The 25125-nt window shown below is 59.5% G+C and carries 28 protein-coding genes; 20 read left to right on the top strand and 8 right to left on the bottom strand.

Annotated elements, in window-relative coordinates; genetic code table 11:
* Window positions 1–55 precede the first annotated feature (55 nt).
* From sucD to mdh, 3 genes are all read right to left on the bottom strand, one after another.
* Entirely contained in the window at window positions 56–940 is an 885-nt protein-coding gene (gene sucD / locus ACTG3X_RS02150; RefSeq protein WP_439109586.1) for a succinate--CoA ligase subunit alpha, read from the bottom strand.
* Window positions 941–997: 57 nt separating this feature from the next.
* Window positions 998–2191, bottom strand: coding sequence for an ADP-forming succinate--CoA ligase subunit beta (sucC, locus tag ACTG3X_RS02145; RefSeq protein ID WP_439109585.1), 1194 nt, complete (start codon window positions 2189–2191; stop codon window positions 998–1000).
* 309 nt (window positions 2192–2500) lie between these two features.
* Entirely contained in the window at window positions 2501–3463 is a 963-nt protein-coding gene (mdh, locus tag ACTG3X_RS02140; protein ID WP_439109584.1) for a malate dehydrogenase, read from the bottom strand.
* A gap of 159 nt (window positions 3464–3622) precedes the next feature.
* Between mdh and ACTG3X_RS02135 the strand changes: the two genes are divergently transcribed.
* Window positions 3623–4393: a sulfite exporter TauE/SafE family protein gene (locus tag ACTG3X_RS02135; protein ID WP_439109583.1), complete on the top strand. Its 771-nt coding sequence runs from the start codon at window positions 3623–3625 to the stop codon at window positions 4391–4393.
* On the opposite strand, the gene ACTG3X_RS02130 is transcribed toward ACTG3X_RS02135, so the two are convergent.
* The gene (locus tag ACTG3X_RS02130; RefSeq protein WP_439109581.1) at window positions 4390–4701 is read right to left on the bottom strand and encodes a hypothetical protein; all 312 of its coding nucleotides are present in this window, start codon (window positions 4699–4701) and stop codon (window positions 4390–4392) included. The genes ACTG3X_RS02135 and ACTG3X_RS02130 overlap by 4 nt on opposite strands.
* Before the next feature lie 225 nt (window positions 4702–4926).
* Between ACTG3X_RS02130 and ACTG3X_RS02125 the strand changes: the two genes are divergently transcribed.
* The 12 genes from ACTG3X_RS02125 to ACTG3X_RS02070 all read left to right on the top strand — a co-directional run bounded on the left by ACTG3X_RS02125 (window position 4927) and on the right by ACTG3X_RS02070 (window position 13520).
* Window positions 4927–5775 carry an HpcH/HpaI aldolase/citrate lyase family protein gene (locus tag ACTG3X_RS02125; protein WP_439109580.1) on the top strand — a complete coding sequence of 283 codons (849 nt, stop codon included), beginning with the start codon at window positions 4927–4929 and terminating at the stop codon, window positions 5773–5775.
* A gap of 12 nt (window positions 5776–5787) precedes the next feature.
* On the top strand, window positions 5788–6333 hold the full coding sequence (locus tag ACTG3X_RS02120; protein WP_439109579.1) for an NnrU family protein: 546 nt from the start codon (window positions 5788–5790) through the stop codon (window positions 6331–6333).
* A 7-nt stretch (window positions 6334–6340) separates the two neighbouring features.
* Complete coding sequence (locus ACTG3X_RS02115) at window positions 6341–6544, top strand: DUF1737 domain-containing protein (protein ID WP_439109578.1); 204 nt, start codon at window positions 6341–6343, stop codon at window positions 6542–6544.
* A 1-nt stretch (window position 6545) separates the two neighbouring features.
* Complete coding sequence (locus ACTG3X_RS02110; RefSeq protein WP_439109577.1) at window positions 6546–7583, top strand: MaoC family dehydratase; 1038 nt, start codon at window positions 6546–6548, stop codon at window positions 7581–7583.
* 221 nt (window positions 7584–7804) lie between these two features.
* On the top strand, window positions 7805–8188 hold the full coding sequence (sdhC, locus tag ACTG3X_RS02105) for a succinate dehydrogenase, cytochrome b556 subunit (RefSeq protein ID WP_439109576.1): 384 nt from the start codon (window positions 7805–7807) through the stop codon (window positions 8186–8188).
* 11 nt (window positions 8189–8199) lie between these two features.
* The gene (gene sdhD / locus ACTG3X_RS02100) at window positions 8200–8571 is read left to right on the top strand and encodes a succinate dehydrogenase, hydrophobic membrane anchor protein (RefSeq protein ID WP_439109575.1); all 372 of its coding nucleotides are present in this window, start codon (window positions 8200–8202) and stop codon (window positions 8569–8571) included.
* Window positions 8572–8584: 13 nt separating this feature from the next.
* The gene (gene sdhA / locus ACTG3X_RS02095) at window positions 8585–10390 is read left to right on the top strand and encodes a succinate dehydrogenase flavoprotein subunit (RefSeq protein WP_439109574.1); all 1806 of its coding nucleotides are present in this window, start codon (window positions 8585–8587) and stop codon (window positions 10388–10390) included.
* Window positions 10390–10728: a hypothetical protein gene (locus ACTG3X_RS02090; protein WP_439109573.1), complete on the top strand. Its 339-nt coding sequence runs from the start codon at window positions 10390–10392 to the stop codon at window positions 10726–10728. Before sdhA ends, ACTG3X_RS02090 begins: the two co-directional genes overlap by 1 nt.
* A 12-nt stretch (window positions 10729–10740) precedes the next feature.
* Complete coding sequence (locus ACTG3X_RS02085) at window positions 10741–11526, top strand: succinate dehydrogenase iron-sulfur subunit (protein ID WP_439109572.1); 786 nt, start codon at window positions 10741–10743, stop codon at window positions 11524–11526.
* A gap of 73 nt (window positions 11527–11599) precedes the next feature.
* Window positions 11600–11833: a hypothetical protein gene (locus ACTG3X_RS02080; protein WP_439109571.1), complete on the top strand. Its 234-nt coding sequence runs from the start codon at window positions 11600–11602 to the stop codon at window positions 11831–11833.
* A gap of 60 nt (window positions 11834–11893) precedes the next feature.
* Window positions 11894–12685, top strand: a complete 792-nt coding sequence (locus tag ACTG3X_RS02075) for a hypothetical protein (protein ID WP_439109570.1) — start codon at window positions 11894–11896, stop codon at window positions 12683–12685.
* Window positions 12678–13520, top strand: coding sequence for an urea carboxylase-associated family protein (locus ACTG3X_RS02070; protein WP_439109569.1), 843 nt, complete (start codon window positions 12678–12680; stop codon window positions 13518–13520). Before ACTG3X_RS02075 ends, ACTG3X_RS02070 begins: the two co-directional genes overlap by 8 nt.
* Before the next feature lie 87 nt (window positions 13521–13607).
* On the opposite strand, the gene deoD is transcribed toward ACTG3X_RS02070, so the two are convergent.
* Both deoD and ACTG3X_RS02060 read right to left on the bottom strand, forming a co-directional pair.
* Window positions 13608–14315 (bottom strand): purine-nucleoside phosphorylase, encoded by a 708-nt coding sequence (deoD, locus tag ACTG3X_RS02065; RefSeq protein ID WP_439109568.1) that lies wholly within the window; start codon window positions 14313–14315, stop codon window positions 13608–13610.
* Between the two features lie 78 nt (window positions 14316–14393).
* A complete protein-coding gene (locus ACTG3X_RS02060; protein ID WP_439109567.1) occupies window positions 14394–16385 on the bottom strand; it encodes a methylmalonyl-CoA mutase family protein in 1992 nt (663 codons plus the stop codon).
* A gap of 152 nt (window positions 16386–16537) precedes the next feature.
* On the opposite strand from ACTG3X_RS02060, the gene ACTG3X_RS02055 reads away from it, so the two are divergent.
* The 7 genes from ACTG3X_RS02055 to ACTG3X_RS02025 all read left to right on the top strand — a co-directional run bounded on the left by ACTG3X_RS02055 (window position 16538) and on the right by ACTG3X_RS02025 (window position 23390).
* On the top strand, window positions 16538–17893 hold the full coding sequence (locus ACTG3X_RS02055; protein ID WP_439109566.1) for a 1-acyl-sn-glycerol-3-phosphate acyltransferase: 1356 nt from the start codon (window positions 16538–16540) through the stop codon (window positions 17891–17893).
* Window positions 17894–18040: 147 nt separating this feature from the next.
* Entirely contained in the window at window positions 18041–19327 is a 1287-nt protein-coding gene (gene ccrA / locus ACTG3X_RS02050; RefSeq protein WP_439109565.1) for a crotonyl-CoA carboxylase/reductase, read from the top strand.
* A 180-nt stretch (window positions 19328–19507) separates the two neighbouring features.
* Window positions 19508–19723 carry a hypothetical protein gene (locus tag ACTG3X_RS02045; RefSeq protein WP_439109564.1) on the top strand — a complete coding sequence of 72 codons (216 nt, stop codon included), beginning with the start codon at window positions 19508–19510 and terminating at the stop codon, window positions 19721–19723.
* On the top strand, window positions 19668–20387 hold the full coding sequence (locus ACTG3X_RS02040) for a helix-turn-helix transcriptional regulator (RefSeq protein ID WP_439109562.1): 720 nt from the start codon (window positions 19668–19670) through the stop codon (window positions 20385–20387). The genes ACTG3X_RS02045 and ACTG3X_RS02040 overlap by 56 nt, the downstream gene beginning before the upstream one ends.
* 76 nt (window positions 20388–20463) lie before the next feature.
* Window positions 20464–21099: an acyl-homoserine-lactone synthase gene (locus ACTG3X_RS02035; protein ID WP_439109561.1), complete on the top strand. Its 636-nt coding sequence runs from the start codon at window positions 20464–20466 to the stop codon at window positions 21097–21099.
* 48 nt (window positions 21100–21147) lie between these two features.
* The gene (locus ACTG3X_RS02030) at window positions 21148–22674 is read left to right on the top strand and encodes an ATP-dependent DNA helicase (protein WP_439109560.1); all 1527 of its coding nucleotides are present in this window, start codon (window positions 21148–21150) and stop codon (window positions 22672–22674) included.
* The gene (locus tag ACTG3X_RS02025) at window positions 22671–23390 is read left to right on the top strand and encodes an SDR family oxidoreductase (RefSeq protein ID WP_439109559.1); all 720 of its coding nucleotides are present in this window, start codon (window positions 22671–22673) and stop codon (window positions 23388–23390) included. Before ACTG3X_RS02030 ends, ACTG3X_RS02025 begins: the two co-directional genes overlap by 4 nt.
* A gap of 5 nt (window positions 23391–23395) precedes the next feature.
* Here the strand turns inward: ACTG3X_RS02025 and ACTG3X_RS02020 are convergent, their stop codons facing one another.
* Entirely contained in the window at window positions 23396–24157 is a 762-nt protein-coding gene (locus tag ACTG3X_RS02020; RefSeq protein ID WP_439109558.1) for a TIGR02186 family protein, read from the bottom strand.
* Window positions 24157–25077: a sulfite exporter TauE/SafE family protein gene (locus tag ACTG3X_RS02015; protein WP_439109557.1), complete on the bottom strand. Its 921-nt coding sequence runs from the start codon at window positions 25075–25077 to the stop codon at window positions 24157–24159. The genes ACTG3X_RS02020 and ACTG3X_RS02015 overlap by 1 nt, the downstream gene beginning before the upstream one ends.
* Window positions 25078–25125 lie beyond the last annotated feature (48 nt).

Below are 25125 nucleotides of genomic sequence, written 5' to 3'. Positions count from 1 at the left end.
CCGGCTCGTGACGGGATTGAGGGGCAGCGGCGCGCTTGCGCCGCTGCAGTTTGGTTTATTTGCCGATCGCTTCGATCACGGCTTCGCCAAGGCTGGCGGGGCTTTCGGCAACAACGATGCCTGCTTTGCGCATGGCTTCGATCTTGTCTTCAGCACCACCTTTGCCGCCAGCGACGATTGCGCCAGCGTGGCCCATGCGGCGGCCGGGAGGGGCCGTGCGGCCCGCGATGAAACCAGCTGTTGGCTTCCAGCGGCCCTTTTTCTTCTGGGCTGCGAGGAATTCGGCTGCTTCTTCTTCGGCGGAGCCGCCGATTTCGCCGATCATGATCATGCTGTGGGTCTCGTCGTCATCAAGGAACATGTTCAGAACGTCGATGTGCTCTGTGCCTTTGATGGGGTCACCGCCGATGCCGACAGCTGACGACTGGCCAAGGCCAAGATCCGTTGTTTGCTTGACCGCTTCATAGGTGAGCGTGCCCGAGCGGGACACAACACCGCAGGAGCCGCGCATGTGGATGTGACCTGGCATGATGCCGATTTTGCAGGCACCGGGCGTGATGACGCCGGGGCAGTTTGGCCCGATGAGGCGGGATTTGCTGCCCTCAAGCGCGCGCTGGACGCGCATCATGTCAAGCACAGGGATGCCTTCGGTGATGCAAACGATGAGGGGCATGCCCGCATCGATGGCTTCAAGGATAGAATCTGCCGCAAAGGGGGGAGGCACGTAGATAACGGAGGCGTTGGCCTCTGTGACATGCATGGCCTCATGCACGGAGTTGTAAACCGGCAGGTCAAGATGCGTGGTGCCGCCCTTGCCCGGTGTCACGCCGCCAACCATCTTGGTGCCGTAAGCAATCGCCTGTTCGGTGTGGAATGTGCCTTGCGAGCCTGTGAGGCCTTGGCAAATGACTTTGGTGTTTTCGTCTACGAGGACTGCCATTTTGGCGTTCTCCTATAAATGTGTCGTTGGGGAGGTGGGTTGTCACCCACCCTACGATTAGCCTTTGACGGCCTTTACGATTTTCTGGGCGCCGTCTTTGAGATCGTCGGCTGCGATGACGTCGAGGCCGGAGTTGTTGATGATGGCTTTGCCCTCATCCACGTTTGTGCCCTCAAGGCGCACAACAAGCGGAACCTTGAGGCCCACTTCCTTGACCGCGGCCACAACGCCCTCGGCGATCACATCACAGCGCATGATACCGCCGAAGATGTTGACCAAGATGCCTTTGACCTGTGGGTCTGACGTGATGATTTTGAAAGCTTCTGTCACTTTCTCTTTGGTTGCGCCGCCGCCGACATCGAGGAAGTTGGCAGGCTCGGCACCGTAGAGTTTGATGATGTCCATCGTGGCCATAGCAAGGCCTGCGCCGTTGACCATGCAGCCGATTTCACCGTCAAGCGCGATGTAGTTGAGGTCATACTTGGAGGCCTCGAGCTCTTTGGGGTCTTCTTCTGTGGTGTCGCGCAGCTCGGCGATGTCGGCGTGGCGGTAGATCGCGTTGCCGTCAAAGCTGACTTTTGCGTCGAGCACTTTCAGATCGCCGCCATCGGTCACGATGAGCGGGTTGATTTCGAGCATCTCCATATCCTTCTCCATGAAGGCTTTGTAGAGCTGGCCCATCAGCGTCACGCACTGCTTGATCTGCACGCCCTTGAGGCCGAGCGAGAAGGCGATGCGGCGGCCGTGGAAGGCCTGGTAGCCTGTGGCCGGATCAACAGAGAAGCTGAGGATTTTTTCTGGTGTGGCTTCGGCCACTTCTTCGATGTCCATGCCGCCCTCGGTGGAGCAGACGAACGACACGCGGCTTGTCTGGCGGTCAACGAGCAGAGCAAGGTAAAGCTCTGTTTCAATGCCTGAGCCGTCTTCGATGTAGATACGGTTGACTTGTTTGCCAGCCGGGCCTGTCTGGTGTGTGACAAGCGTGCGGCCAAGCATGCGCTTGGCTTCTTCGGCAGCTTCTTCAACAGAGCGGGCAAGGCGCACGCCGCCAGCTTCGCCAGCGTCGGCTTCTTTGAACTTGCCTTTGCCGCGGCCGCCCGCGTGAATCTGGGCTTTGACGACCCAGAGAGGTCCGTCCATTTCGCCTGCGGCTGTTTTGGCATTTTCGGCTTTGAGGACCACGCGGCCTTCTGAAACCGGTGCGCCGTATGAGCGAAGCAAGGCCTTCGCTTGGTATTCATGGATGTTCATGAAGCTTTCCCGTCTGGTTGCTGCTGTTATGCTTCTACTCGCACAAGCTTTCGCAAAACCTAAGACTATTCTGCCTGATTTGAAGGCAGGGAGGGATATTTCTGCATTTTGTGATCACAGGAATTATTTGTGTGATCACAAATATGGCCTCTCAAGCGTGCGTAGAATCACTTTGCGACTTTGTGACGCGTTTGGCCTGTGATGCGTCGCAGTTCGGGGGCTGCGGCGATGCTGCGCAGCAGCATCAAAAAAGCGCGCCTTGCGAAAAGGCGCGCTTCTGGTTTTGCGCGGTCAAGCGACAGGCGTGGCTTAGGCCAGTGAGCCGTCGATTTCTTTGCAAGCTTTGACAAGACCTTTGACCGCATCGACAGATTTGTCGAACATGGCCTTCTCGTCTTTGTTCATCTTGATTTCGACAACACGCTCAACGCCACCAGCGCCGATCACTGTGGGGACACCCACATAGAAGCCTTCAAGGCCGTAGGCGTTGTCAACATGGGCTGCGCAGGGCAGCACGCGCTTCTGGTCTTTGAGGTAGGCTTCGGCCATTTCGATGGCTGAGGCGGCTGGCGCGTAATAGGCTGAGCCTGTTTTCAGCAAACCGACGATCTCGGCACCACCGTCGCGCGTGCGCTGTACGATTGCGTCGAGCTTCTCTTGCGTTGTCCAGCCCATCTCGACGAGATCGGGGAGGGGGATGCCGCCAACTGTGGAGTAGCGTGTGAGGGGCACCATTGTGTCGCCGTGGCCGCCCAGAACGAAGGCCGAAACGTCGCGCATGGAGACGTTGAACTCTTCTGACAGGAAGTGACGGAAGCGCGCTGAGTCAAGCACACCAGCCATGCCGCAAACTTTATGTGCGGGCAGGCCCGAGAACTGCTGAAGCGCCCAAACCATCGCATCAAGCGGGTTTGTGATACAGATGACGAACGCGTCGGGCGCGTGGGCTGCGATGCCTTCGCCAACAGATTTCATCACTTTGAGGTTGATGCCAAGAAGGTCATCACGGCTCATGCCGGGCTTGCGCGCAACACCGGCTGTCACGATGCAGACATCTGCGCCTGCGATGTCGGCGTAGTCTGTTGTGCCTGACAATGCGGCGTCAAAGCCTTCAACGGGGCCGCTCTCGGCGATGTCGAGGGCTTTGCCTTGTGGGATGCCGTCGGCAATGTCGAACAACACGATGTCGCCGAGCTCTTTGAGGGCGGCGAGGTGGGCGAGCGTGCCGCCGATCATGCCTGAGCCGATGAGGGCGATTTTGGGTCTGGCCATGAGGGATCTCCAAATGAGAGTTGAATTTGGCGCATGGCCTAGGCTTTTATTTGCTTCAGCGCAAGGGTGCTGCGCTGCGGCATCGGATAGGCTCTGCTTGTTTGTGGGGCGCAGTTAACGCTAAACCGATTGAGAAACCGTAACTTTAGGGGCGCTGCTTTGGATTTTGCATTTTTTGCCATTGCGGGCGCGGCCGTGACTTTTGCGGGGATTTCCAAGGGGGGTTTTGGCTCTGGCGCGGCCTTTGCGGCGGCGGCGATTCTGGCGCTGGTGGTTGAGCCGGCCATGGCGCTGGGGATCATGCTGCCGCTTCTGATGCTGATCGATGTGGCCACCTTGCGGCCCTATTGGAAGAAGTGGCGCTGGCCTGAAGCGCGGCTTTTGGTGCTGGCGGGGGTGCCGGGTGTGGTGCTGGGCGCGGTGTTTTACCGCTGGGCCGATGCCCAGACGCTGAAGCTTCTGATCGGGGCGATCGCGGTTTTGTTTGTGCTCTGGCAGCTTGTCGGGCGCAGGCTTGTGGCGGCGCGGGTGCACGCGCAGCAACAGCGCAGCGCTGGCGGCAGCGGCGCGCTTTGGGGCGGTGTTCTGGCGGGTGTGGCGGTTGGCTTTACCAGCTTTGTGAGCCATGCGGGCGGGCCGCCTGCGGCGGTTTACTTGCTGTCGCGCAAGCTCTCAAAGACCGAATATCAGGCGACCTCGGTGCTGGTGTTCTGGCTGATCAACATGGTCAAGGTCGTGCCTTACAGCTTCATGGGGATCTTCACACTGGAGACGCTGAAGCTTGATCTGATGCTCGCGCCCTTTGCGCTGTTTGGGGCGTGGCTCGGTGTGAAGGCGCATTTCCTGATCAGTGAGCGCGCATTTTTTGTGCTCACCTATGTCTTGCTCACGGTGACGGGCGCAAAGCTGATCTGGGATGGCTTGGCCTAAGTGTCACTGTCGCTGGCGGGCAGGGCCTCGGCGAGGGTTTCAAAGGCTTGGCCCGAGGCCACAAGGCAGGTGAGGCCTCTGGGCGTGGTGACTGTGATTGTCCATGTGCCGCTCTCGGCGCTGGCGAAAACCTCGACCATGGCGTTGTTGGCACCAAGGCCGACAGATTGGCGGGTTTCACCGTAGGATTGCGCGAGGCGCGCCACAACTTTGTCGCGTGTGGCGCAGTTGGCGGCTTGCTGAGAGAGGGCTGTTTGCGGCGCGAGGGCCGCGAGCGCGAGGAGAAGTGCAGATGGTTTCAAGATCATGGCAGTCACCTTTCGGGTTGGTGGTGTCCTCGGTCTGTGGTGGCGGTTGGCCGCTCTGAGCTGTGTAAATCTTGCCGAAAAAGCCTTAAAGAAAGGGTTAACGCGCCGCGCGAGCGCGGGAAAATACTGTAGATTTGCGGGAAATTCTGCAGTGCAGCAGGTTTGGGCTTGAAGTTTTTGCGCAAAAAATGCCACATCTGCGCAAGATTATTACTGGAGAAGCTCATGGACATGCCCCGCCCTTACCGCTCGGTTCTGTATATTCCTGCCTCAAAGGAGCGCGCGCTCGACAAAGCCCGCGGGTTGGATGTGGACGCGATCATCTTTGATCTGGAGGATGCGGTGACCCCTGATGCCAAAGTCGAGGCGCGTGACACTCTGAAAGCGGCGCTCAAAGAGGGCGGCTATGGCGCACGGGCGCGGATCATCCGCCTCAACGGGCTGGACAGCGCTTGGGGCCGTGACGATGCCGCGGCGATGAAAGACGCCGAGGCAGACGCATTTCTTCTGCCCAAGGTCGGCTCTGCTGCCGATGTGGACGCGCTGGCAGAGATCATTGGCCGCGACAAGGATATCTGGGCGATGATCGAGACACCCATGGGGGTGATGAAAGCCGAAGAGATTGCGGCGCATCCGCAGATGAAAGGCTTTGTGGCGGGCACCAACGACCTTGCCAAAGAGCTCAACTGCCGCTTTCGCGCCGACCGCCTGCCGATGATCACCAGCCTGTCGATGCTGCTTCTGGCCGCCAAGGCGCACGGGATTGTGGCCATTGATGGTGTTTACAACCAGTTCAAGGATGATGTGGGCCTCGCAGGTGAGTGCGCACAGGGCCGCGACATGGGCTTTGACGGCAAGACGCTCATTCACCCCGCGCAAGTTGCGGTGTGCAACGAAGCCTTCTCGCCCTCCGAGGCAGAGATCGACCTTGCGCGCCGCCAGATTGCGGCCTTTGAAGAGACCGAGGCCAGCGGGCAGGGTGTTGCAGTTGTCGATGGTAAAATCGTTGAAAATCTGCATGTTGAGACGGCGCGCAAAATCCTCGCACTCGCTGAGGCGGTCAGCGCGCGCTAATTGGAGGCTTTTATGCTTATACTTATACTCGGCGTCGCGCTTTGGGCGGGTGCACATCTCTTCAAGGGGCTTGCCCCGGCAAAACGCGCCGCGCTGGGCGTTAAGGGGAAGGGGCTTGTCGCCGTGGCGCTGGTGGTCTCGATCGTCTTGATGGTGATTGGCTATAAAGCGGCTGATGGCGCTGTCTTGTGGGGCCGGAGCTCAGCCCTTGTCGGGATCAACAACCTGTTGATGCTGCTGGCCTTTTATATCTATGCAGCCTCTGTGCGCGGAACGCGGATCACCCGCTGGATCCGCCACGCGCAGCTCACGGCTGTTCTTGTCTGGTCTTTTGCGCACATCTTGGTCAATGGCGATACGCCGTCGTTTGTTTTGTTCGGCGGGCTGGCGGTCTGGGCTGTTGTGCAAATGCTTGTGATCAACCGCGTCGAAGGCGCGCGCGCGCCCTATGTTGCCCCTGCGATGAAATCAGAGATTCTCGCCGCTGTGATCAGCCTTGTGGCCTTTACCATTGTCGCGCTGATTCACCTCTGGCTGGGCGTAAACCCTTTTGGATGAGACACCTATGAAACTTTACCGACTGCTAACAGAAGAAGATACATCGGCCTTTTGCCACAAGGTGAGTGAGGCGCTCAGCAAAGGCTGGGAGCTTTACGGCTCGCCCACCTATGCGTGGGATCAGGCCGCTGGCGTGATGCGTTGCGGTCAGGCTGTGACCAAAGACGTGGATGTGGAGTATACACCCGAGATGAAACTGGGAGCGCAATAATATGGCGAAGACGAAGACAAACGCGGGCCGCTTCTTTGAAGATTATACGCTCGGTGAGGTGATCGAACACGCTGTGCCGCGTACGGTGGGCGAGGGCGAACGCGCTTTGTATCATGCGCTCTACCCTGCGCGCCACGCGCTTTACTCTTCTGATGTGTTCGCGGCCCGGAGCGGGCTGGAAGGTTCGCCCATTGATGATCTGGCGGCGTTTCATGTGGTGTTTGGCAAGACTGTGCCTGACATTTCGCTCAATGCGGTGGCCAACCTTGGCTATGCCGAGGGGCGCTGGCTCATGCCTGTCTACCCCGGTGATACGCTGCGCGCGGTCTCCGAGGTGATCGGCCTCAAGCAGAACTCCAACGGCAAGACAGGTGTTGTCTGGGTGCGCACGACGGGGCTTAACCAGATGGATGAGCCTGTGCTCAGCTATGTGCGCTGGGTTATGGTGCGCAAGGGCAATGTGGACGCCCCTGCGCCTGAAACACATGTGCCCGAGCTGGCGGATGTGATTGCGCCTGAAGACCTCATCATCCCCGAGGGGCTTGATTTTACGGGCTATGACTTTGCGCTGGCAGGCGAGGCGCACCGCTGGGGCGACTATACTGTGGGCGAGACGATCGACCATGTTGATGGTGTGACCATTGAAGAGGCCGAGCATATGCTGGCCACGCGGCTCTGGCAGAACACAGCCAAGGTGCATTTTGATGCGACTTTCCGCCCTGACGGGCAGCGGCTGATCTATGGCGGGCATATCATTTCGATGGCGCGCGCGCTCAGCTTCAACGGCCTTGCGAATGCGCAGATGATTGTGGGCCTCAACGGCGGCGCCCATGCCAACCCCTGCTTCAGCGGGCTGACTGTAAAGGCCTGGTCGCAGGTCTTGGACAAGGCCGAAACCAGCGCGCCGGGTGTGGGCGCTGTGCGCCTGCGGCTGGTTGCGACAAGCGGCGGCGAGGCGGGCACGCTCAAGGGCGAAGACGGCAAATATCTGCCGCATGTGCTGCTTGATCTGGATTATTGGGCGCTGATGCCGCTCTAAACAGACGAATCCGCCTCCGCTTTGTGCGGGGGTGGATTGAACGGCTGTTTTTGTGATCACGCTTTGTATTTGTGTGATCACAAAGTCAACTTTCAGCGCAATTGTGACAAAAAAGCAGGGCAGAAGGCCCTCAGAACGCGTGACTCTGCAAACAAAACCGTTATCAAAGAGGTAACGCGTCGGGGGTAAACCCTTGTCGCTCATGAGAAGAGGACCTGTTCATGGCCAATGGAAAACCCGTAGAGCGCCCGCTTTCACCGCACCTGTCGATTTATCGACCGCAGCTCACATCTATCACATCGATCCTCACACGGATCACAGGCAACGCGCTGATTATCTCGGCGCTGCTCGTTGTTTGGTGGCTTCTGGCCGCAGCAACCGGGCCAGCCTATTACGCGATCGCCAACTCGGTTCTGACCTCATGGTTCGGCGATATCGTCATGAGTCTCTCGGTTCTGGGCGTCTGGTATCACTATCTCGCAGGTCTGCGTCACCTCTATTTCGATGCGGGGCACGGCCTTGACATCGAGACAGCCGAAAAGCTCGGTTGGGGATGTCTGATCGGATCGGTCGTTCTGACCGTAATCACTTTGATCATCGTATAAGGGAGCGAGACATGCGGTATTTGACAGCTCGCAAGCGTGCCGAAGGCAAGGGCTCGGCCCACCACGGCGCAGAACATCACTGGTCAATGCAGGTCAGCTCGGTGGGCCTCGCGCTCGTTGTGCCTGCTTTTCTTTTCATCATTGGCCGCGCGCTGGGCGCAAGCCACGCTGATGTGCTGGCCACGTTCCAGAGCCCCTTTGTTGTGATCATCGTGGGGCTTACGCTCTTTATCGGCCTCAATCATGCGCGCAAAGGGGCGCAGATCATGATCGAGGATTACACGCAGGGCACGACACGCAAAGGTCTCGTGATCTTTGTGACGGCTCTGACATATCTGATGACGGCGACGGCGCTTTATGCGCTGGCCAAACTCGCGCTTTGAGGACCAATTAACCATGGCTGAATACGAATACGAAACACACGAATATGACGTTGTTGTCGTGGGTGCTGGCGGTGCGGGCTTGCGCGCGACGCTGGGCATGGCCGAACAAGGCTTGCGCACCGCTTGCGTCACCAAGGTTTTCCCCACGCGCTCCCACACGGTTGCGGCGCAAGGCGGCATTGCGGCTTCGCTCTCCAACATGGGCCCGGACCACTGGCAGTGGCACATGTATGACACCGTCAAAGGCTCTGACTGGCTGGGCGACACCGATGCGATGGAATATCTCGCACGCGAAGCGCCCAAAGCGGTTTACGAGCTTGAGCACTACGGCGTGCCGTTCTCGCGCACCGAAGAGGGCAAGATCTATCAGCGCCCCTTTGGCGGCCACACCACCGAGTTTGGCGAAGGCCCCGCTGTGCAGCGCACCTGTGCTGCCGCTGACCGCACCGGCCACGCCATTTTGCACACGCTCTATGGCCAGTCGCTGAAAAACAACGCCGAATTCTACATCGAATATTTCGCGATCGACCTCGTGATGTCGGAAGACGGGCAGTGCCAAGGCGTTGTCTGCTGGAAGCTTGATGACGGCACGATGCATGTGTTCAACGCCAAGATGGTTGTTCTGGCGACAGGCGGCTACGGGCGCGCCTATTTCTCGGCCACATCGGCGCACACCTGCACAGGTGATGGCGGCGGCATGGTGGCCCGTGCGGGCCTTGGCCTGCAAGATATGGAGTTTGTCCAGTTCCACCCCACAGGTATCTACGGCTCAGGCTGCCTGATCACCGAAGGTGCACGCGGCGAAGGCGGCTACCTCACCAATTCCGAGGGCGAACGCTTTATGGAGCGCTATGCGCCCCAGTATAAAGACCTTGCGCCACGCGACTATGTTTCGCGCTGCATGACCATGGAAGTGCGCGAGGGCCGTGGTGTGGGCGCTGAGGGCGACCACATTCACCTCAACCTGTCGCATCTGCCCGCCGAGGCCCTTGCCGAGCGCCTGCCAGGTATCTCGGAAAGTGCCAAGATTTTTGCAGGTGTTGACGTGACCAAAGAGCCGATCCCTGTGATCCCGACGGTTCACTACAACATGGGCGGCGTGCCGACGAACTACTGGGGCGAGGTGATCAACCCGACGAAGACAGACGCAAACGCGATCGTTCCGGGCCTTATGGCTGTGGGCGAGGCGGGCTGTGCGAGTGTGCACGGGGCCAACCGCCTTGGCTCCAACTCACTGATCGACCTTGTTGTCTTTGGCCGCGCCGCGGCCATTCGCGCAGGCCAGATCGTGGATGCTGACGCGCCGAACCCAGAGCTCAACAAAGCCTCTGTCGATGCGGCCTTTGCCCGCTTTGACGGGCTGCGCCACGCCAAGGGCACTGTCGGCACAGCCGAGCTGCGCCTTGAGATGCAGAAAACCATGCAGTCAGATGCGGCGGTGTTCCGCGCTTCCAAGACCCTCTCTGAGGGTGTTGAGAAGATGGCGGCGATTGCGGCCAAGCAGGACGACCTCAAAGTCACCGACCGCAGCCTTGTCTGGAACAGCGACCTGATGGAAACGCTGGAGCTGACCAACCTTATGCCCAACGCATTGGCCACGATTGCCGGTGCCGAGGCCCGTAAGGAAAGCCGTGGGGCCCACGCCCACGAAGACTTCAGCACGCGTGATGACGAAAACTGGCGCGTGCACACCATTGCCCACCTTGAGGGCAATGATGTGAAGCTCAGCTACCGTGGTGTTGGCACAGAGCCTCTCACCACCGAGGCCGAAGGCGGGATCAGCATGAAGCGCATTGCACCAAAAGAGCGTACGTTCTGATGAGGCTTCGCGCGGCATATCTGGCAGGGGCGCTTGCGCTTCTTGCGGGCTGTGACACGGCAGAAAAAGCGGTGGATGATGCCGCACGGGTGACGGCGAAGGCCACTGTGGAGAAGGTTCTGACGGCGCATTTGCCGGATAGCATTCCGCAAAAGCTGGTGACGCCCTATTCGAGCTGCATCATCGACAACGCAGGCGCCAAAGAGCTTTTCACGCTCAGCCGCGCATCAATCACGGGTGTTGAGCCCAGCACAATCGGCTTGGTGACGGATATTATCCAACGCCCCGCCACAACCACATGTATTGCCAAGGCCACCACTGGTCTTTTGGCCTCCTGAAGGAGAAACGAGATGGCAGAGTTCAGACTTCCGGTAAACAGCCGTATCACGACGGGCAAAACATGGCCCAAGCCCGAGGGTGCAACGAACCTGCGCCAGTTCGATATTTATCGCTGGAGCCCTGATGACGACAAAAACCCCGCTGTGGACACATATTTTGTAGATATGGACACCTGCGGCCCGATGATCCTTGATGCGCTCATCAAGATCAAAAACGAGATCGACCCGACACTGACGTTCCGCCGCTCGTGCCGCGAAGGCATCTGTGGCTCCTGCGCCATGAACATTGACGGCGTGAACACGCTGGCCTGTATCTACGGTATGGACGAAGTCAAAGACGGCACGGTTGTGAAGGTCTATCCGCTTCCGCACATGCCTGTTGTGAAAGATCTTATTCCTGATCTGACGCATTTCTACGCCCAGCACGCCAGCATCATGCCTTGGCTTGAAACCAAGACAAACCGCCCGCAGAAAGAGTGGAAACAGTCTATCGGCGACCGCAAGAAACTGGATGGCTTGTATGAGTGTGTTATGTGCGCCTGCTGCTCCACATCCTGCCCGAGCTACTGGTGGAACTCGGACAAATACCTTGGCCCGGCCGCGCTTTTGCATGCGTATCGCTGGATCATCGACAGCCGTGATGAGGCCACAGGCGAGCGTCTGGACGATCTGGAAGATCCGTTCAAGCTGTACCGCTGCCACACCATCATGAACTGCACAAAGACCTGCCCCAAGGGCCTCAACCCCGCCAAGGCGATTGCCGAGATCAAGCGGATGCAGGTCAACCGCGTCGTTTAACACAACTTGCTACAATTTTAAGCGGGCAGCTCTGCGGGGCTGCCCGTTTTTTATGCTGCAATGCAGCGAAGGCATGGCTGCCATTCTCTTTTTGGCGCTACTCAAGCACTGCGTGGCGGGTATGGTAAGAGCGTGGGAGGAGTTTGACATTAGATGGAACAAACTCATGCAGAACCAAGCAACACAAACACCTGACGAGAAACGCGCCGCCCTTGCTGCTCTTGAGCAAGCCTTCGAATATTGGAGTGGCGATGTTCTCAAACCGAGCGCCTCAGATCATTACGAGGACGTGCCCCAAGCGGCATGAGCGCTAGACAAGCGCTGCACCTGCTTCTAGCCTCCGGCCAAATGGAGCGGGCGAGGCGCAGTGCAGACAGACGATCATTTCTCAGACGGTTTCCCTGTGATTGCGGCGCAGGGGGCTGGCGTTGTGCCCCAAGAGCACTTTGTCTTTGGAGAGCGTAACTCCGGCACCAATCTGGCCCATGCGCTGCTCACCACGAATATCCCCGCTCTGGCCGAAAGTGCGGGCGACCGTATCGGGCCACACGGCTTTCGCTATGGCTGGAAACACGGCTTTCCACAGATGGTGGCCGCGCCTGCAAGCTGCTTGGCGATTGTCCTGTTTCGTGCGCCCGACACATGGCTGCGCTCGATGCATGCGCGCCCGTGGCACGCCGCGCCCGAGCTGGCCGCACTGCCTTTTTCAGAATTTTTGCGCGCTCAATGGCACAGCCGTGTCGATGAGCAGAACTTTGGCGTGGCGCGTGGGGGCCTGCGGTGGGGCGGCGAGCTGCACTATGACCGCCACCCGCTGACGGGGCAGCGCTTTGAGAATATTCTGGCGCTCAGGCGGGCCAAAGCTGCCGGGTTTCTGAGCCTTGCAGCGCGCTTTGAGAGCTGTTTGATGCTGCGTCATGAAGATGTGAGCCGCGACCCTGAAGGGTTTGTGCGCTTCGTGTCCGAGCGCTACGGGCTGGCGCGCTACAAGCGCTTCCGCCCTGTTGAGGCGCGGCGTGGCCGTATCCGTGAAGGCAAGTTTCTGCCAACAGACTATGCACCGCTTGATCCTGAAGATCACCAGTTTGTCTGGGCAGAGCTGGATCGGGCGCAAGAACACCGGCTTGGATACGAGCCAGAGGGAGACACCCATGACTGAGCCCAAAGATGCCGCCGCGCGCCGCGCGGTGAAACCTGTGATCTGCTACCCCAACGACACGTTGCCAACCCCGCCCATGGCGCTCTACCGCGCCGCGCGGGCAGGGGCGAGGAAGGTGGCCGAAGCCGTGGCTGCGCCGCGCGAGGCCTGCACCTTTGAAGTGCCGCAAGGGTCGTTCTTTCGTATCTCTTCGGTCGAGGGGCCGCAGGTGGGTGATTTGAACCTGTGGAACCGCAACGACCTCAGCGAGCGCTTTTACTCGGGCAAAACCCGCGCGCTGCATGGCACGCATATAACGGCGGGGGAGCGGATGTGGTCTTCCTTTCCGCATCTGCGCCCGATGGCGACGATCGTGGAAGACACGCTCGGCTGGTATGGCATGGATGCCTTTGGCGGCTCGGTGCATGATGTGATCGGCACACGCTGTGACCCTTACACAGGCAATCTTCTATCGGGCGCGCAGTATCACCACTGCTGCCACTCGAACCTGACGCGTGCTTTGGCGGATCATCTGGGCGTGAGCCCCGCTGAGGCCGAGCCGCATGTGCATGATGTGCTCAATGTGTTCATGTGCACAGGCTTTACCCGCGACACAGGGCAGTATTTCATGAAGGCCAGCCCCGTGCGCGAGGGGGACTATCTGGAGTTTTTTGCCGAGGTTGATCTGCTGGGGGCCTTGTCGGCCTGCCCGGGCGGTGACTGCTCAAGTGAACACACCTCGGATACCGCGGCCTGCTACCCTTTGCTTGTGGAGGTGTTCGAACCTGCGGCTGGCGCGCTGGAAGGCTGGGAGGCACCTTTGCCAAACGCCTATGACCAAAGCCACGGGCGGTAACCCGGTGTCGAATTTGCCTTTGGCAAATCCGACCCGCTGGGGGCGCTGCCCCCAGACCCCCGGGATATTTCGGGCAAAAAGAAAGGCTTAGGCGGGAAAGGCTGCTTTGAGCGCGATTTGGACCATATCGCCAAAGCTGCTCTGCCGCTCGGAGCTGGGCAGGGCTTCGCCTGTTTGCAGATGGTCTGAGACTGTGAGCACGGCCAGCGCGCGCGCGCCGAAGCGGGCGGCAACGGTGTAAAGCTCGGCGGCCTCCATTTCGACGGCGAGAATACCGTGGCGGGTCATTTGCTCGGTCAGGTCGGGGCGTTCGTCATAGAAGACATCGGAGGAATAGATCCCGCCCACATGCGGTGTTGTGCCCATGGCTTCGGCGGCTGTCACGGCGGCGCGCAGCAGAGACCAATCGGCCGTGGGTGCGTAGTTCACTTCGCGGAAAAGGCCCATGGAGGGCGTGTTGAGGGATGTGGCGCTCATGGCGAGGATGACATCGCGGATTTTGACGTGGGGCTGCATGCCGCCACAGGAGCCGATGCGCACAAGGGTCTTGGCGCCAAAGTCGCGGATGAGCTCGTTGGCGTAGATCGAGAGGCTGGGCATCCCCATGCCCGAGCCGTGGATTGTGACGGGCTGGCCCTTGTAGGTGCCTGTGTAGCCAAGCATTCCGCGCACGTCGTTGACGAGGCGGGGGGCGTCGAGAAAGGTTTCGGCGGCCCATTTGGCGCGCAGGGGGTCACCCGGCATGAGAACGGTTTCGGCTATATCGCCAGGGTTTGCACCGATGTGGACTGTCATGTTGCGGGCCTTTCGCTTGAGCTTTGGTTAACTATCGCCAAAGCGGGCGGCACTGCAACGTGATAGGCACCCTCTGGGCTATTCGGCGGCCGCGGCCTTCGGGTCTGCCAGCATGATGACATCTTTCATGATGGTGTTGAGCTCGAAGTCTTTGGGTGTATAGACCCGTGCAACCCCCAGTGCATGCAGGCGCTTGCCGTCTTCATCGGGGATGATGCCGCCGACGATCACAGGGATATGTGTGAGGCCAGCGGCTTCCATGCGCTGCATCAGCTCTTCGACCAGCGGAATGTGACTGCCCGACAGGATCGAGAGGCCGACAACATGGGAGCCTTGCTCTTGCGCCGTGCGCACCAGCTCTTCGGGGGTGAGGCGGATGCCATCATAGGTGATGCTCATGCCACAGTCGCGCGCGCGATAGGCGATCTGCTCGGCCCCGTTGGAGTGGCCGTCAAGGCCGGGCTTGCCGATGAGAAAGGCAAGGCGGCGGCCCAGCTTGTCGGAGACATGGTCCACAGCGGCGCGCAGCTCGTCCAGTCCCTCGGTCTTGTTGGAGGGGGAGGGCGACACGCCTGTTGGGCCACGGTATTCGCCATGTACGGCGCGCATCTGGGTGGCCCATTCGCCTGTGGTTGCGCCTGCTTTGGCGGCAGCAATGGAGGCGGGCATGATGTTTTCGCCCATGGCGGCGGCTTCGCGCAGCGCTGTGAGGGCCGATTGCACTGCGGCCTCGTCGCGTGCGCCGCGCCAGTCGTTCAGGCGGCTGATCTGCTCGGCCTCTGTGGCGGGGTCTACGGTCATGATGCCGCCATCGGCGCTCATCAGCGGGCTTGGCTCGGTCTGGGTGTATTTGTTCACGCCGACAACCACGGTTTCGCCTGCTTCGATCCGGCCCAAGCGCTCGGCGTTGGAGGTGACGAGCTGGGATTTCATATAGTCAATCGCGGCCACGGCGCCGCCCATGCCATCCAGCAAGCTCAATTCATGGCGCGCACCGTCTTTGAGCGCCTCGACCTTGGCGTCAACGGCGGGGTTGCCATCAAACAGATCGTCATATTCCAGAAGATCGGTTTCAAAGGCCATGATCTGCTGCATCCGCATCGACCATTGCTGGTCCCATGGGCGCGGCAGGCCGAGGGCCTCGTTCCAGGCGGGGAGTTGCACGGCGCGGGCGCGGGCTTTTTTGCTCAGCGTCACGGCGAGCATTTCGATCAGGATGCGGTAGACGTTGTTTTCGGGTTGCTGCTCGGTGAGGCCCAGAGAGTTGACCTGCACACCATAGCGGAAGCGGCGGAACTTGGCGTCTGTCACGCCGTAGCGCTCTTGCAGGATTTCATCCCACAGGTCGACAAAGGCGCGCATTTTGCACATTTCGGTGACAAAGCGGATGCCTGCGTTGACGAAGAACGAGATCCGCCCGCAGAGCGCGGGAAAGTCCTCGGCAGGGACGCGGGGGCGCAGCTCGTCGAGCACGGCGATGGCGGTGGCCAGCGCAAAGGCAAGCTCTTGCTCGGGTGTCGCGCCTGCTTCTTGCAGGTGGTAGGAACAGACATTCATCGGGTTCCACTTGGGAACATGGGTGTAGCAATACTCGGCCACATCCCCGATCATCTTGAGGCTGGGCGCGGGGGGGCACACATAGGTGCCGCGGCTGAGGTATTCTTTGATGAGGTCGTTCTGCACCGTGCCTTGCAGCTTCTTGACATCGGCCCCTTGCTCTTCGGCCACGGCAATATAGAGCGCCAGAAGCCAGGGGGCTGTGGCGTTGATGGTCATGGAGGTGTTCATCTGCTCCAGCGGAATATCGGCAAAGAGCGCGCGCATATCGCCCAAGTGGCAGACGGGCACACCCACTTTGCCCACTTCGCCACGGCTCAGAACATGGTCGCTGTCATAGCCCGTTTGGGTGGGCAGGTCGAAGGCCACAGAGAGGCCTGTTTGCCCCTTGGCAAGGTTGGAGCGGTAAAGCGCATTGGAGGCCGCAGCGGTGGAGTGGCCCGCATAGGTCCGGATGAGCCATGGGCGGTCGGCCTTGCGGTCAGTGTGGGGGGGTGTTTGCGCTTGGGACATCTCGGCCTCGTGAATCATCTTGGGTAATTATCTTACGTAATAAGATTGTTACTTGGAATTTTATGGCGCGTCAATTCGCTGCGTTGCGGCGAGCGTTTTGTGCGATCTGGCAATCTACTTGCAACGCGCGCCCTTTGTGGCAAAGGTGGATCATGTTTCATGTCGTTGAAATTCCGCTTTGGCTGTTGGTGGTGATCCTGCTGTTTGCGGCGGTCACATTTGCCTCGCATTTTCTCTTTCCATCGGTGCGCTGGTTTTTCAGACGGCGGATGGAGAAGGCTGTGGCAAAGCTCAACGCGCGGCTGACGCGGCCGATAGAGCCGTTCAAGCTGGCGCGACGCCACGATATGATCCAGCGGCTGATTTATGACCGTGAGGTCTGGGAGGCCATTTCGCAGCACGCCCATAAAGAGGGTGTGCCCGAGAACGTGGCCTTTGAAAGGGCCAAGCGCTACGCACGCGAGATTGTGCCCTCCTTCAGCGCCACGATGTATTACGGCTTTGCCATCCGGCTGGCGCGGTTTCTGAGCCGCCGGCTGTATCGCGTGCGCCTTGGTGAATATGCGCAGGAGACGCTGGCGGCCGTGGATCGCGACGCGACCGTTGTCTTTGTGATGAACCACCGCAGCAATATGGATTATGTGCTGGTCACCTATCTGGCGGCCGAGCAAAGCACGCTGTCTTATGCGGTGGGAGAATGGGCGCGCGTCTGGCCGCTGAGCCGCCTGATCCGCGCGATGGGCGCATACTTTATCCGCCGCAAATCACGTGGTGAGCTGTATCGCCGTGTGCTTGGGCGCTATGTGGCGCTGGCCACAGAGGGCGGCGTGACGCAGGCTGTCTTCCCCGAAGGGGGGCTTTCGCTGGATGGCGCGCTGGCCAAGCCCAAGCTGGGCATTTTGAGCTATATTGTCAGCGGCTATGATGCTGTTGCGCGCGATGTGGTGTTTGTGCCTGTTGCGATCAATTATGACCGTGTGTTTGAAGACAAGATCCTGGTTGCCGCTGCGGCGCGGGGCGACAGGCGCTTTGGCGCGCGGATCTCTGTTGTGGCGAAATATGCCTGCCGCCTGACATGGCGCTGGCTGCGCGGGCGCTACCACCGCTTTGGCTATGCGGCTGTGAGCTTTGGTGCGCCCTTGTCGCTGCGCGACTTTGCGGGGCAGGGCACAATTGATGTGGACAAGCTTGGCGAAGACTTAATGCAGCGGATTGGCGCGGTTGTGCCTGTCTTGCCTGTGCCGCTGGCGGCCACTGTTTTTGTGCAGGCAGAGGGTGCTCTGACCAAAGACGCCTTTGGTGCGGCTTTTGCCAAGCTCGTTGACAGTATGCCCGAGGCCCACATTCATGCGCCGCGCGAGGATATGGCCTACGCCATCGACTACGGTCTGCGCAATCTTGAGGCGCGCGGCTTTATCGCGCTTCAGGAGGGGGCCTACCGTGTCACCCGCGAGGGCGCACCGCTTGTGCGCTATTATGCCAGTTCCATTGCACATTTGCTGCGGTAGCGAAGGCTTTTCTGCATCTGCTGGGTTATAAAATTACAAAATATGGCCAAATGACGTTGCAAAGTTGCGCAGGCAAAGCTATCTCTTGGGGAGTTAATGCGATTCTGCAGTGCGGCGGAGCCTCGCCTCAGACAATGGAGAAGATAGATGGCCTTGGACACAGACACAGGTATTGCCCCCTACGATGCGCCCGAAAAAGACCTTTATGAAGTTGGCGAGATGCCTCCGCTCGGCTATGTGCCAAAGCAGATGTATGCTTGGGCGATCCGCCGTGAACGCCACGGCGAGCCTGACAAGAGCTTTCAGGTCGAGGTCGTTGACACCCCTATCCTTGACAGCCACGAAGTGCTGGTTCTCGTGATGGCCGCCGGGGTCAACTACAATGGCGTCTGGGCGGGGCTTGGTGTGCCGATCAGCCCGTTTGACAGCCACGGTGCTGATTACCACATCGCAGGCTCTGACGCCTCGGGCATCGTTTGGGCTGTTGGCTCTGCTGTGAAAAACTGGAAAGTCGGCGACGAAGTTGTGATCCATTGCAACCAGGACGATGGCGACGATGAAGAGTGCAACGGCGGCGACCCGATGTATTCTCCCAGCCAGCGCATCTGGGGCTATGAAACGCCCGATGGCTCCTTTGCCCAGTTTACAAATGTACAGGCGCAGCAGCTTTTGCCACGCCCCAAGCACCTCACATGGGAAGAAAGCGCCTGCTATACGCTCACGCTGGCCACAGCCTACCGTATGCTTTTTGGCCACCACCCACACGAGCTGAAGCCGGGCCAGAATGTTCTGGTCTGGGGCGCATCAGGTGGCCTTGGCTCCTATGCGATCCAGCTTATCAATGCCGCTGGCGGCAACGCGATCGGTGTTATCTCTGATGAAGACAAGCGCGAGTTTGTCATGGGGCTGGGCGCCAAAGGCGTGATCAACCGCAAAGACTTTAACTGCTGGGGCCAGCTGCCCACCGTGAACACGCCCGAGTATAACGACTGGTTCAAAGAGGTGCGCAAGTTTGGCAAGGCGATCTGGGATATCACGGGCAAGGGCAACAACGTTGACATCGTGTTTGAACACCCCGGCGAGGCGACCTTTCCTGTCTCGACATTCGTGTGCAAAAAGGGCGGTATGATCGTGATTTGCGCAGGCACCTCCGGCTTCAACTGTACCTTTGATGTGCGCTACCTCTGGATGCACCAGAAGCGCATTCAGGGCAGCCACTTCGCCCACCTCAAGCAAGCGGCGTCTGCCAACCGCCTGATGATCGAGCGCCGCCTTGATCCGTGCATGTCCGAGGTTTTCCCGTGGAAGGATATTCCTGCCGCGCACATCAAGATGATGCGCAACGAGCATAAGCCCGGCAATATGTCGGTGCTTGTTCAGGCCCCCAAAACGGGCTTGCGCACACTTGAAGATGTGGTGGCATCCGGCAAATAAGCCTGTTTTGCAACGGCATTTGCCCCGCGTCTGGCTGGTTCAGGCGCGGGGTTTTTCTTTTGGGGCAAGGGCTGTGGCTGCCTCACCACTATAGGGGAAGGAATACTCGCGAATAGCTCACAAATACAACCTATGGTAGGGTTACATTAACTGTTCGTTAACCCTCCAAAGGTGAGTATTATGATGAAGAATGATTGGATTCTGGACGTTCTGACGGATCTGCGCAGTGTTGCCGCGGCCCATGGCCTGCCAAAACTTGCCGATCAGTTGGACGACGCGGTGCTTCTGGCAGCGTGTGAGCTGGCATCCTCACCTGAGGGGGGAGACGCGCGTGGCGCGAATGAAGGACGGGTCAGAATTCATCGCGATATTGGAGGCTTTGGAGCAGGCCTCTGATCTGAGAGGGCTGCAAGCTGTCTCGGAGCGGATGCGCGACTATTTCAAGGTGGATCACCTGATCTACCATTGGGTGAGTGGCGGGGGCGATCAATACGGCTGCGGCACATATGACCAAAGCTGGGTGCAGCGCTATGTGGAGCAGGACTATCTGCGGGTCGATCCTGTTATTCTGGGCTGCTATCAGCGCTTTCACCCCGTTGACTGGAAGGCGCTCAACTGGAGCAGCAAAGCCGCACAGGCCTTTCGCGCCGAAGCCATCGCTTATGGCGTTGGCAATCAGGGGTTCTCCGTGCCCATCCGTGGGCCGAGCGGGCAGTTTGCCTTGTTTACCGTCAGCCACCATTGCAGCGATGAGGCTTGGGCCGACTTTGTCGAGATCAACCGCCGCGAGCTGATCCTGACGGCCCATTACTTCAACGAAAAAGCGCTGGAGTTCGAGCCAGACCGCGCGCCCGAAACCTCCCGCGCCCTCTCGCCGCGCGAAGTTGATGCGATGACCTTTCTGGCAATGGGCTATAGCCGTGCCCAAGTGGCGGATACGCTGTCTATCTCCGAGCACACACTCAGGGTCTACATCGAGTCTGCGCGCTTCAAGCTGGGCGCCGCAAATACAACCCACGCGGTTGCGAGAGCATTGCAACACGGCCTCATAATTGTTTAACGCCACCGTACGCTGCCCTTAACGGATGTTAACACTTCGTTCATATTTCCATCCTGTCGTTTCAGGAGGAAGTTTAATGATCAGATTTTTATACGCCGACCAACTCACAGCTCACGAAAAACTGGCCCATGCCATGTTTGTGGACCGTGCCAAGCAGTTTAAAGAGCGGCTTGGCTGGGATGTGAGCGTGGACAGCACAGGCGAGGAGCGCGACCAATATGATGCGCTCAACCCGCTCTATGTGATTTGGGAAGACCCCGATGGCAGCCACGGTGGCTCCATGCGGTTTTTGCCCACAACAGGGCGCACCATGACCAATGAGCACTTTTTGCACCTCACAGATGGTGTGCAAATTCAAAGCCCGCTTATCTGGGAGTGTACGCGTTTCTGCCTCACCACAGGTGCGCGTCCGCAGATCGCGGCGGCTCTCATGCTGGCTGGCTCCGAGCTGATGCGCGGCCACGGGGTGGAGCATTTCCTCGGGGTGTTTGATGCGGCCATGGAGCGTGTCTACCGCCACATTGGTGCAAGCCCCGAGGTGCTCGGCAGCGCCGGCAAAGGCCGTGAGAAGACCAGCGTGGGCCTTTGGGCCTATACGCCCGAGGCCAAGGCCAAACTTCTGGCCAAAGCCGAGATCCCGCAGGAGGCGATGCGCCATTGGTACGAGCGTGCCTTCGGGGCGCGACCAAAAGCAAAATCAGCCGTCGCCTGAGGCTTTTGCCCATTCAAAGCGCGGCAGAAAGGCACTACTGTCGCGCTTATGAACACCCAAATCACCCAGCTCTCCGAAGATCAGGCCGAGGCCTTTGACCGCGTCGCCGAAGTGCTGCGCCCCGCCGGCATTGATATTGTGGAGGGGGTGCTCAACCCGCCCCAGGCCAGCGCCAACAAAACCTTGGCCATCACAGGCAAGGCAGGCTCTGGTAAAACGCTGCTTCTGGCCGCGCTCTACCGTGCGATGGAAGACGCCGGGCTTGATGTTGTCTCGGCCGATTACGAGGGCAAGCGGCGCAAAGACCGCCGCACGCTCGCCATTCTTGCGCCCACCAACAAAGCGGCGTCTGTCTTGCGGATGCGCGGTGTGCCCGCCACCACCATTCACCGTATTCTCTATTCGCCTGTCTATGACCCCGACTATGAGCGCATCGCCGAGTGGCTCACAGGGCAGGGCGAAAAGCCCGAGATCGAGGGCTTGCCCGAAGTCAGCCTTGAGCGCGCCTATGCGTTTTACCAGACCAACAAGTCGATCCCTGCGGCTTTGGCCGCTGCGGGTCTGCGTGGCTCTGACTTTATCACAGGCTGGAAGCGCCGCGACGAGCCGCTGGATGTGGGCATGATCGATGAAGCCTCCATGCTCGATGACAAGCAGTTTGAAGACCTCAAAGAAATCTTCCCGACGCTGATCCTGTTTGGCGATCCTGCCCAGCTGGCCCCTGTAAACCAGTCAGGCACGATGGTGTTTGAAAAGCTGCCAGCCCCCTCTGTGCTCAACCTGAGCCGCATTCACCGACAGGACGCGACCAACCCGATCCTTGATCTGGCCCATGCGCTGGCCGATCCGCAGCTCAGCTTTGAAAGCTTTGAGCGTATGGTGGAAGAGGCCGCAGCCAAGGATGAACGCGTGGTTTGGAGCCAGCGTGTTGAGGTCGATCTGATGGCGCGCAGCCCGGTGCTGGTCTGGCGCAATGCCACGCGCATCCGGCTGATCAACGCTTTCCGCCGTGTCTATGACGCGCCGGAAGATGCGCTGCTTGAGGGCGAACCGCTCATCTGCGACGGGCTGGAACTGCCGCTGAAACACCGCAAAAAGCGGCTTGATCTGGAGGCGCGCGGCCTCATCAAAGGCGCGCAGGTCATCTACCTTGGGCCAGGGCGCAAGCCCGGGTTTTCGCGCTTGCATGTGGTGGGGGCCGAAGACCCGCAGGTCTCTGCCGCCTCGATTGTCAAAATCGAAAAGCCCGATGAAGAAGAGCCGTTCATCCCCTTTGCAGCCCGCATGGGCGCGGCCTTTTTGCACGGGGCGGCGGTCACGATCCACAAGGCTCAAGGCAGCCAGTGGCGCGATGTGCAGGTCTTTGCACCCGATCTTTACGCCGCAGCCCGTATGGGGCGCTCGGAGGCGGGGCAACCCTTGTGGAAACGGCTGGCCTATGTGGCGATCACACGGGCCGAAGAACGGCTCTTGTGGGTGGTGCGCAACCGCCTCTCCAAGCCGTCCGGCCCGCTCACGACCTCGGATCTGGTCGTTCCCAAACCCAAGCTTGAACTCGAGGCAGAAGAGCTATGAAAACCATCCTCATCACAGGCGCCAGCGCTGGCATTGGCCGCGCAACAGCCAAGCTTTTTCTTGAAAAAGGCTGGCAGGTAGGCCTCTTGGCGCGCAGCGCCGACACGCTCACCCAGATCGCCGCAGGGCAGGCCAACGCCGTGGCTTTGCCCTGTGATGTGACCGATCCTGTCGCAGTTGAGGCGGCAGTGCAGCGCTTTGCCAAACAGACAGGGCGGCTGGATGTGCTCTTTAACAACGCAGGCAGCTTTGGCACGGCTGCGCCGATTGACGAGCTCTCGCTAGAGGCGTGGACACAGGCGATTGATGTGAACCTCAACGGGATGTTCTATGCCGCCCGCGCGGCTTTTGCGCAGATGCGCCGCCAAAGCCCCCAAGGTGGGCGGATCATCAACAACGGCTCTGTCTCGGCCCATGCGCCGCGTGAAAATGCGGTGAGCTATACGGTGACAAAACACGCCATTACAGGCCTCACCAAAAGCCTGTCCCTGGACGGGCGCGCCTATGATATTGCCTGCGGGCAGATCGACATTGGCAACGCCCGCACAGCGCTTCTGGAGGAGGTGGCCGCCAAAACACCCGACAACCCGCCGCCCATGATGGACGTGTCCCATGTGGCCGACGCGGTGCTGAATATGGCAAGCCTGCCGCCTGAGGCGAATGTGCAATTCATGACCCTGATGGCCACCAAGATGCCCTATATCGGGCGCGGCTAGGCGGCTCAGTTGCGCTGGAAAATACGGAAGACGGCAGAGGCGCCCCAGCCTGCAAAAATGGCAATCGCCAGCGAGAGCAGGCCATAAAGCAGCGGCTCCTGACGGCTGAGGTTGAAAAGATAGCGCTCAAGCCCGACTTTCTTCACCTCGATCACGGTGTTGAAATCAGACACAACATCGCCCCCGCGCGTGAGCAGGATGCGGGTTTGATAGTCGCCCTCGGTGAGGTTGGCCGGCAGGGCAATAGAGGTGCGGAAGAGGGTTTGTTCTGTGACTTCCACAGTGTTTTCGAGCAGTTGATAGAGGTTGTCGTCTTGGCGAATGCGGATCACGGCAGTGACAAACTCGCTGGCGTTTTCAACATCCATCGGTGCGCCGACAGAGCGGATCGCACGGTGGATGGATATACGGTGGCGCAAGTCTTCGGTGTCTGACAGCGCATCGCCAAAGGGCGCAGATGTTGCCACCGCGTAAAAGGCGGGCGCGCTGTCGACTTCGATTTCGTCGGTGTTGATCCAGATCCCGAAGCGGCGGTCTTTGCGGCGCACCGTCAAAGGCTGGTTTGGCCCCGCGATGGTCATCACAACCTCCAGCGGCGGGCCAGACGGAATGGCTTCTTCGCGTTTGATCGCCCCGAAGATGAGGATCTCGGAGCCATCAAAATTGGTGGTGATGGAAACACTCTTCTGGCTGAGGCCAAGCACGACATTTTCAGCCGCGGCCATAGGGGCCATCAGAAGGCAGAGGAGGGTGAGGGCCGCGCGCATCAGAGGCTCTCCGCTGTCGTGACAGAGTAAAGCTCGGCGGGCTGGAGCAAAAGCTCAAGCCCGAGCTTGCCGCAGACAATCAGCACCAAAAGCGCCAGCAAGACCCGCAGCTGCTCGGCCTTCATCTTCACACCGATCCGCGCGCCAACTTGGGCGCCAAACACCCCGCCCACCAGCAACAGAACGGCGAGTATGATATCAACCGTGAAGTTCGTTGTGGCGTGCAGAAGGGTGGTGAACGCCGTCACAAAAATGATCTGGAACAGCGATGTGCCCACGACAACTTTTGTGGGCATCCCGAGAATATAGATCATCGCAGGCACCATGATAAACCCGCCGCCCACACCCATCACAGCGGCCAGAATCCCCACGAGAATTCCCACCAGAACAGGCGGGATCACCGAGATATACAGCCCCGAGGTCTGAAACCTCAGCTTGAGCGGCAGCCGCGAAATCCAGCCACGGCTGCGGCGGCGCTTGGGGGGCACAATACCGCCTCTGGCGCGGCGCATCGCCGTGAGGCTCTCGGCAAACATAAGCGCGCCGACAATGCCCAGAAAGACAACATAACAAAGCTTCACAAACAGATCGACCTGTCCGAGCGCCTTGAGATAGTTGAACAGAAAGACACCCACGGCCGCGCCGATCAGCCCGCCAATCAGCAAGACAGTGCCCATCTTCAGATCAACGGTCTTGCGCTTCAGATGTGCCAGCACACCTGAAAAAGAGGCCGCAACAATCTGGTTTGCGCCCGTGGCCACAGCCACAGCAGGCGGAATGCCGATGAAAAACAAAAGCGGCGTGATCAGAAATCCGCCGCCCACACCGAACATGCCTGACAATATGCCCACAATCCCGCCCAGCCCCAGAAGGACAAAGGCGTTGACCGAAACTTCGGCGATGGGCAGATAGATCATCATGGCGTGTCCTGCGTGCCGTGTCGTTTGCTTGAAAGTGGCAAACCACAA

This window comes from Lentibacter sp. (assembly GCF_965658795.1).
GTDB lineage: Bacteria > Pseudomonadota > Alphaproteobacteria > Rhodobacterales > Rhodobacteraceae > Lentibacter.
The sequence above is the reverse complement of the archived record's forward strand: the minus strand, read 5'-3'. Positions and strand labels throughout refer to the sequence as shown.

What these genes read in the sequence shown, in the direction of transcription:
- sucD (WP_439109586.1), bottom strand. Translation starts at nt 940, where the DNA reads ATGGCAGTCCTCGTAGACGAAAACACCAAAGTCATTTGCCAAGGCCTC.
- sucC (WP_439109585.1), bottom strand. Translation starts at nt 2,191, where the DNA reads ATGAACATCCATGAATACCAAGCGAAGGCCTTGCTTCGCTCATACGGC.
- mdh (WP_439109584.1), bottom strand. Translation starts at nt 3,463, where the DNA reads ATGGCCAGACCCAAAATCGCCCTCATCGGCTCAGGCATGATCGGCGGC.
- ACTG3X_RS02130 (WP_439109581.1), bottom strand. Translation starts at nt 4,701, where the DNA reads ATGATCTTGAAACCATCTGCACTTCTCCTCGCGCTCGCGGCCCTCGCG.
- ACTG3X_RS02125 (WP_439109580.1), top strand. Translation starts at nt 4,927, where the DNA reads ATGGACATGCCCCGCCCTTACCGCTCGGTTCTGTATATTCCTGCCTCA.
- ACTG3X_RS02120 (WP_439109579.1), top strand. Translation starts at nt 5,788, where the DNA reads ATGCTTATACTTATACTCGGCGTCGCGCTTTGGGCGGGTGCACATCTC.
- ACTG3X_RS02115 (WP_439109578.1), top strand. Translation starts at nt 6,341, where the DNA reads ATGAAACTTTACCGACTGCTAACAGAAGAAGATACATCGGCCTTTTGC.
- ACTG3X_RS02110 (WP_439109577.1), top strand. Translation starts at nt 6,546, where the DNA reads ATGGCGAAGACGAAGACAAACGCGGGCCGCTTCTTTGAAGATTATACG.
- sdhC (WP_439109576.1), top strand. Translation starts at nt 7,805, where the DNA reads ATGGCCAATGGAAAACCCGTAGAGCGCCCGCTTTCACCGCACCTGTCG.
- sdhD (WP_439109575.1), top strand. Translation starts at nt 8,200, where the DNA reads ATGCGGTATTTGACAGCTCGCAAGCGTGCCGAAGGCAAGGGCTCGGCC.
- sdhA (WP_439109574.1), top strand. Translation starts at nt 8,585, where the DNA reads ATGGCTGAATACGAATACGAAACACACGAATATGACGTTGTTGTCGTG.
- ACTG3X_RS02090 (WP_439109573.1), top strand. Translation starts at nt 10,390, where the DNA reads ATGAGGCTTCGCGCGGCATATCTGGCAGGGGCGCTTGCGCTTCTTGCG.
- ACTG3X_RS02085 (WP_439109572.1), top strand. Translation starts at nt 10,741, where the DNA reads ATGGCAGAGTTCAGACTTCCGGTAAACAGCCGTATCACGACGGGCAAA.
- ACTG3X_RS02080 (WP_439109571.1), top strand. Translation starts at nt 11,600, where the DNA reads ATGGCTGCCATTCTCTTTTTGGCGCTACTCAAGCACTGCGTGGCGGGT.
- ACTG3X_RS02070 (WP_439109569.1), top strand. Translation starts at nt 12,678, where the DNA reads ATGACTGAGCCCAAAGATGCCGCCGCGCGCCGCGCGGTGAAACCTGTG.
- deoD (WP_439109568.1), bottom strand. Translation starts at nt 14,315, where the DNA reads ATGACAGTCCACATCGGTGCAAACCCTGGCGATATAGCCGAAACCGTT.
- ACTG3X_RS02060 (WP_439109567.1), bottom strand. Translation starts at nt 16,385, where the DNA reads ATGTCCCAAGCGCAAACACCCCCCCACACTGACCGCAAGGCCGACCGC.
- ACTG3X_RS02055 (WP_439109566.1), top strand. Translation starts at nt 16,538, where the DNA reads ATGTTTCATGTCGTTGAAATTCCGCTTTGGCTGTTGGTGGTGATCCTG.
- ccrA (WP_439109565.1), top strand. Translation starts at nt 18,041, where the DNA reads ATGGCCTTGGACACAGACACAGGTATTGCCCCCTACGATGCGCCCGAA.
- ACTG3X_RS02045 (WP_439109564.1), top strand. Translation starts at nt 19,508, where the DNA reads ATGATGAAGAATGATTGGATTCTGGACGTTCTGACGGATCTGCGCAGT.
- ACTG3X_RS02040 (WP_439109562.1), top strand. Translation starts at nt 19,668, where the DNA reads ATGAAGGACGGGTCAGAATTCATCGCGATATTGGAGGCTTTGGAGCAG.
- ACTG3X_RS02035 (WP_439109561.1), top strand. Translation starts at nt 20,464, where the DNA reads ATGATCAGATTTTTATACGCCGACCAACTCACAGCTCACGAAAAACTG.
- ACTG3X_RS02030 (WP_439109560.1), top strand. Translation starts at nt 21,148, where the DNA reads ATGAACACCCAAATCACCCAGCTCTCCGAAGATCAGGCCGAGGCCTTT.
- ACTG3X_RS02025 (WP_439109559.1), top strand. Translation starts at nt 22,671, where the DNA reads ATGAAAACCATCCTCATCACAGGCGCCAGCGCTGGCATTGGCCGCGCA.
- ACTG3X_RS02020 (WP_439109558.1), bottom strand. Translation starts at nt 24,157, where the DNA reads ATGCGCGCGGCCCTCACCCTCCTCTGCCTTCTGATGGCCCCTATGGCC.
- ACTG3X_RS02015 (WP_439109557.1), bottom strand. Translation starts at nt 25,077, where the DNA reads ATGATGATCTATCTGCCCATCGCCGAAGTTTCGGTCAACGCCTTTGTC.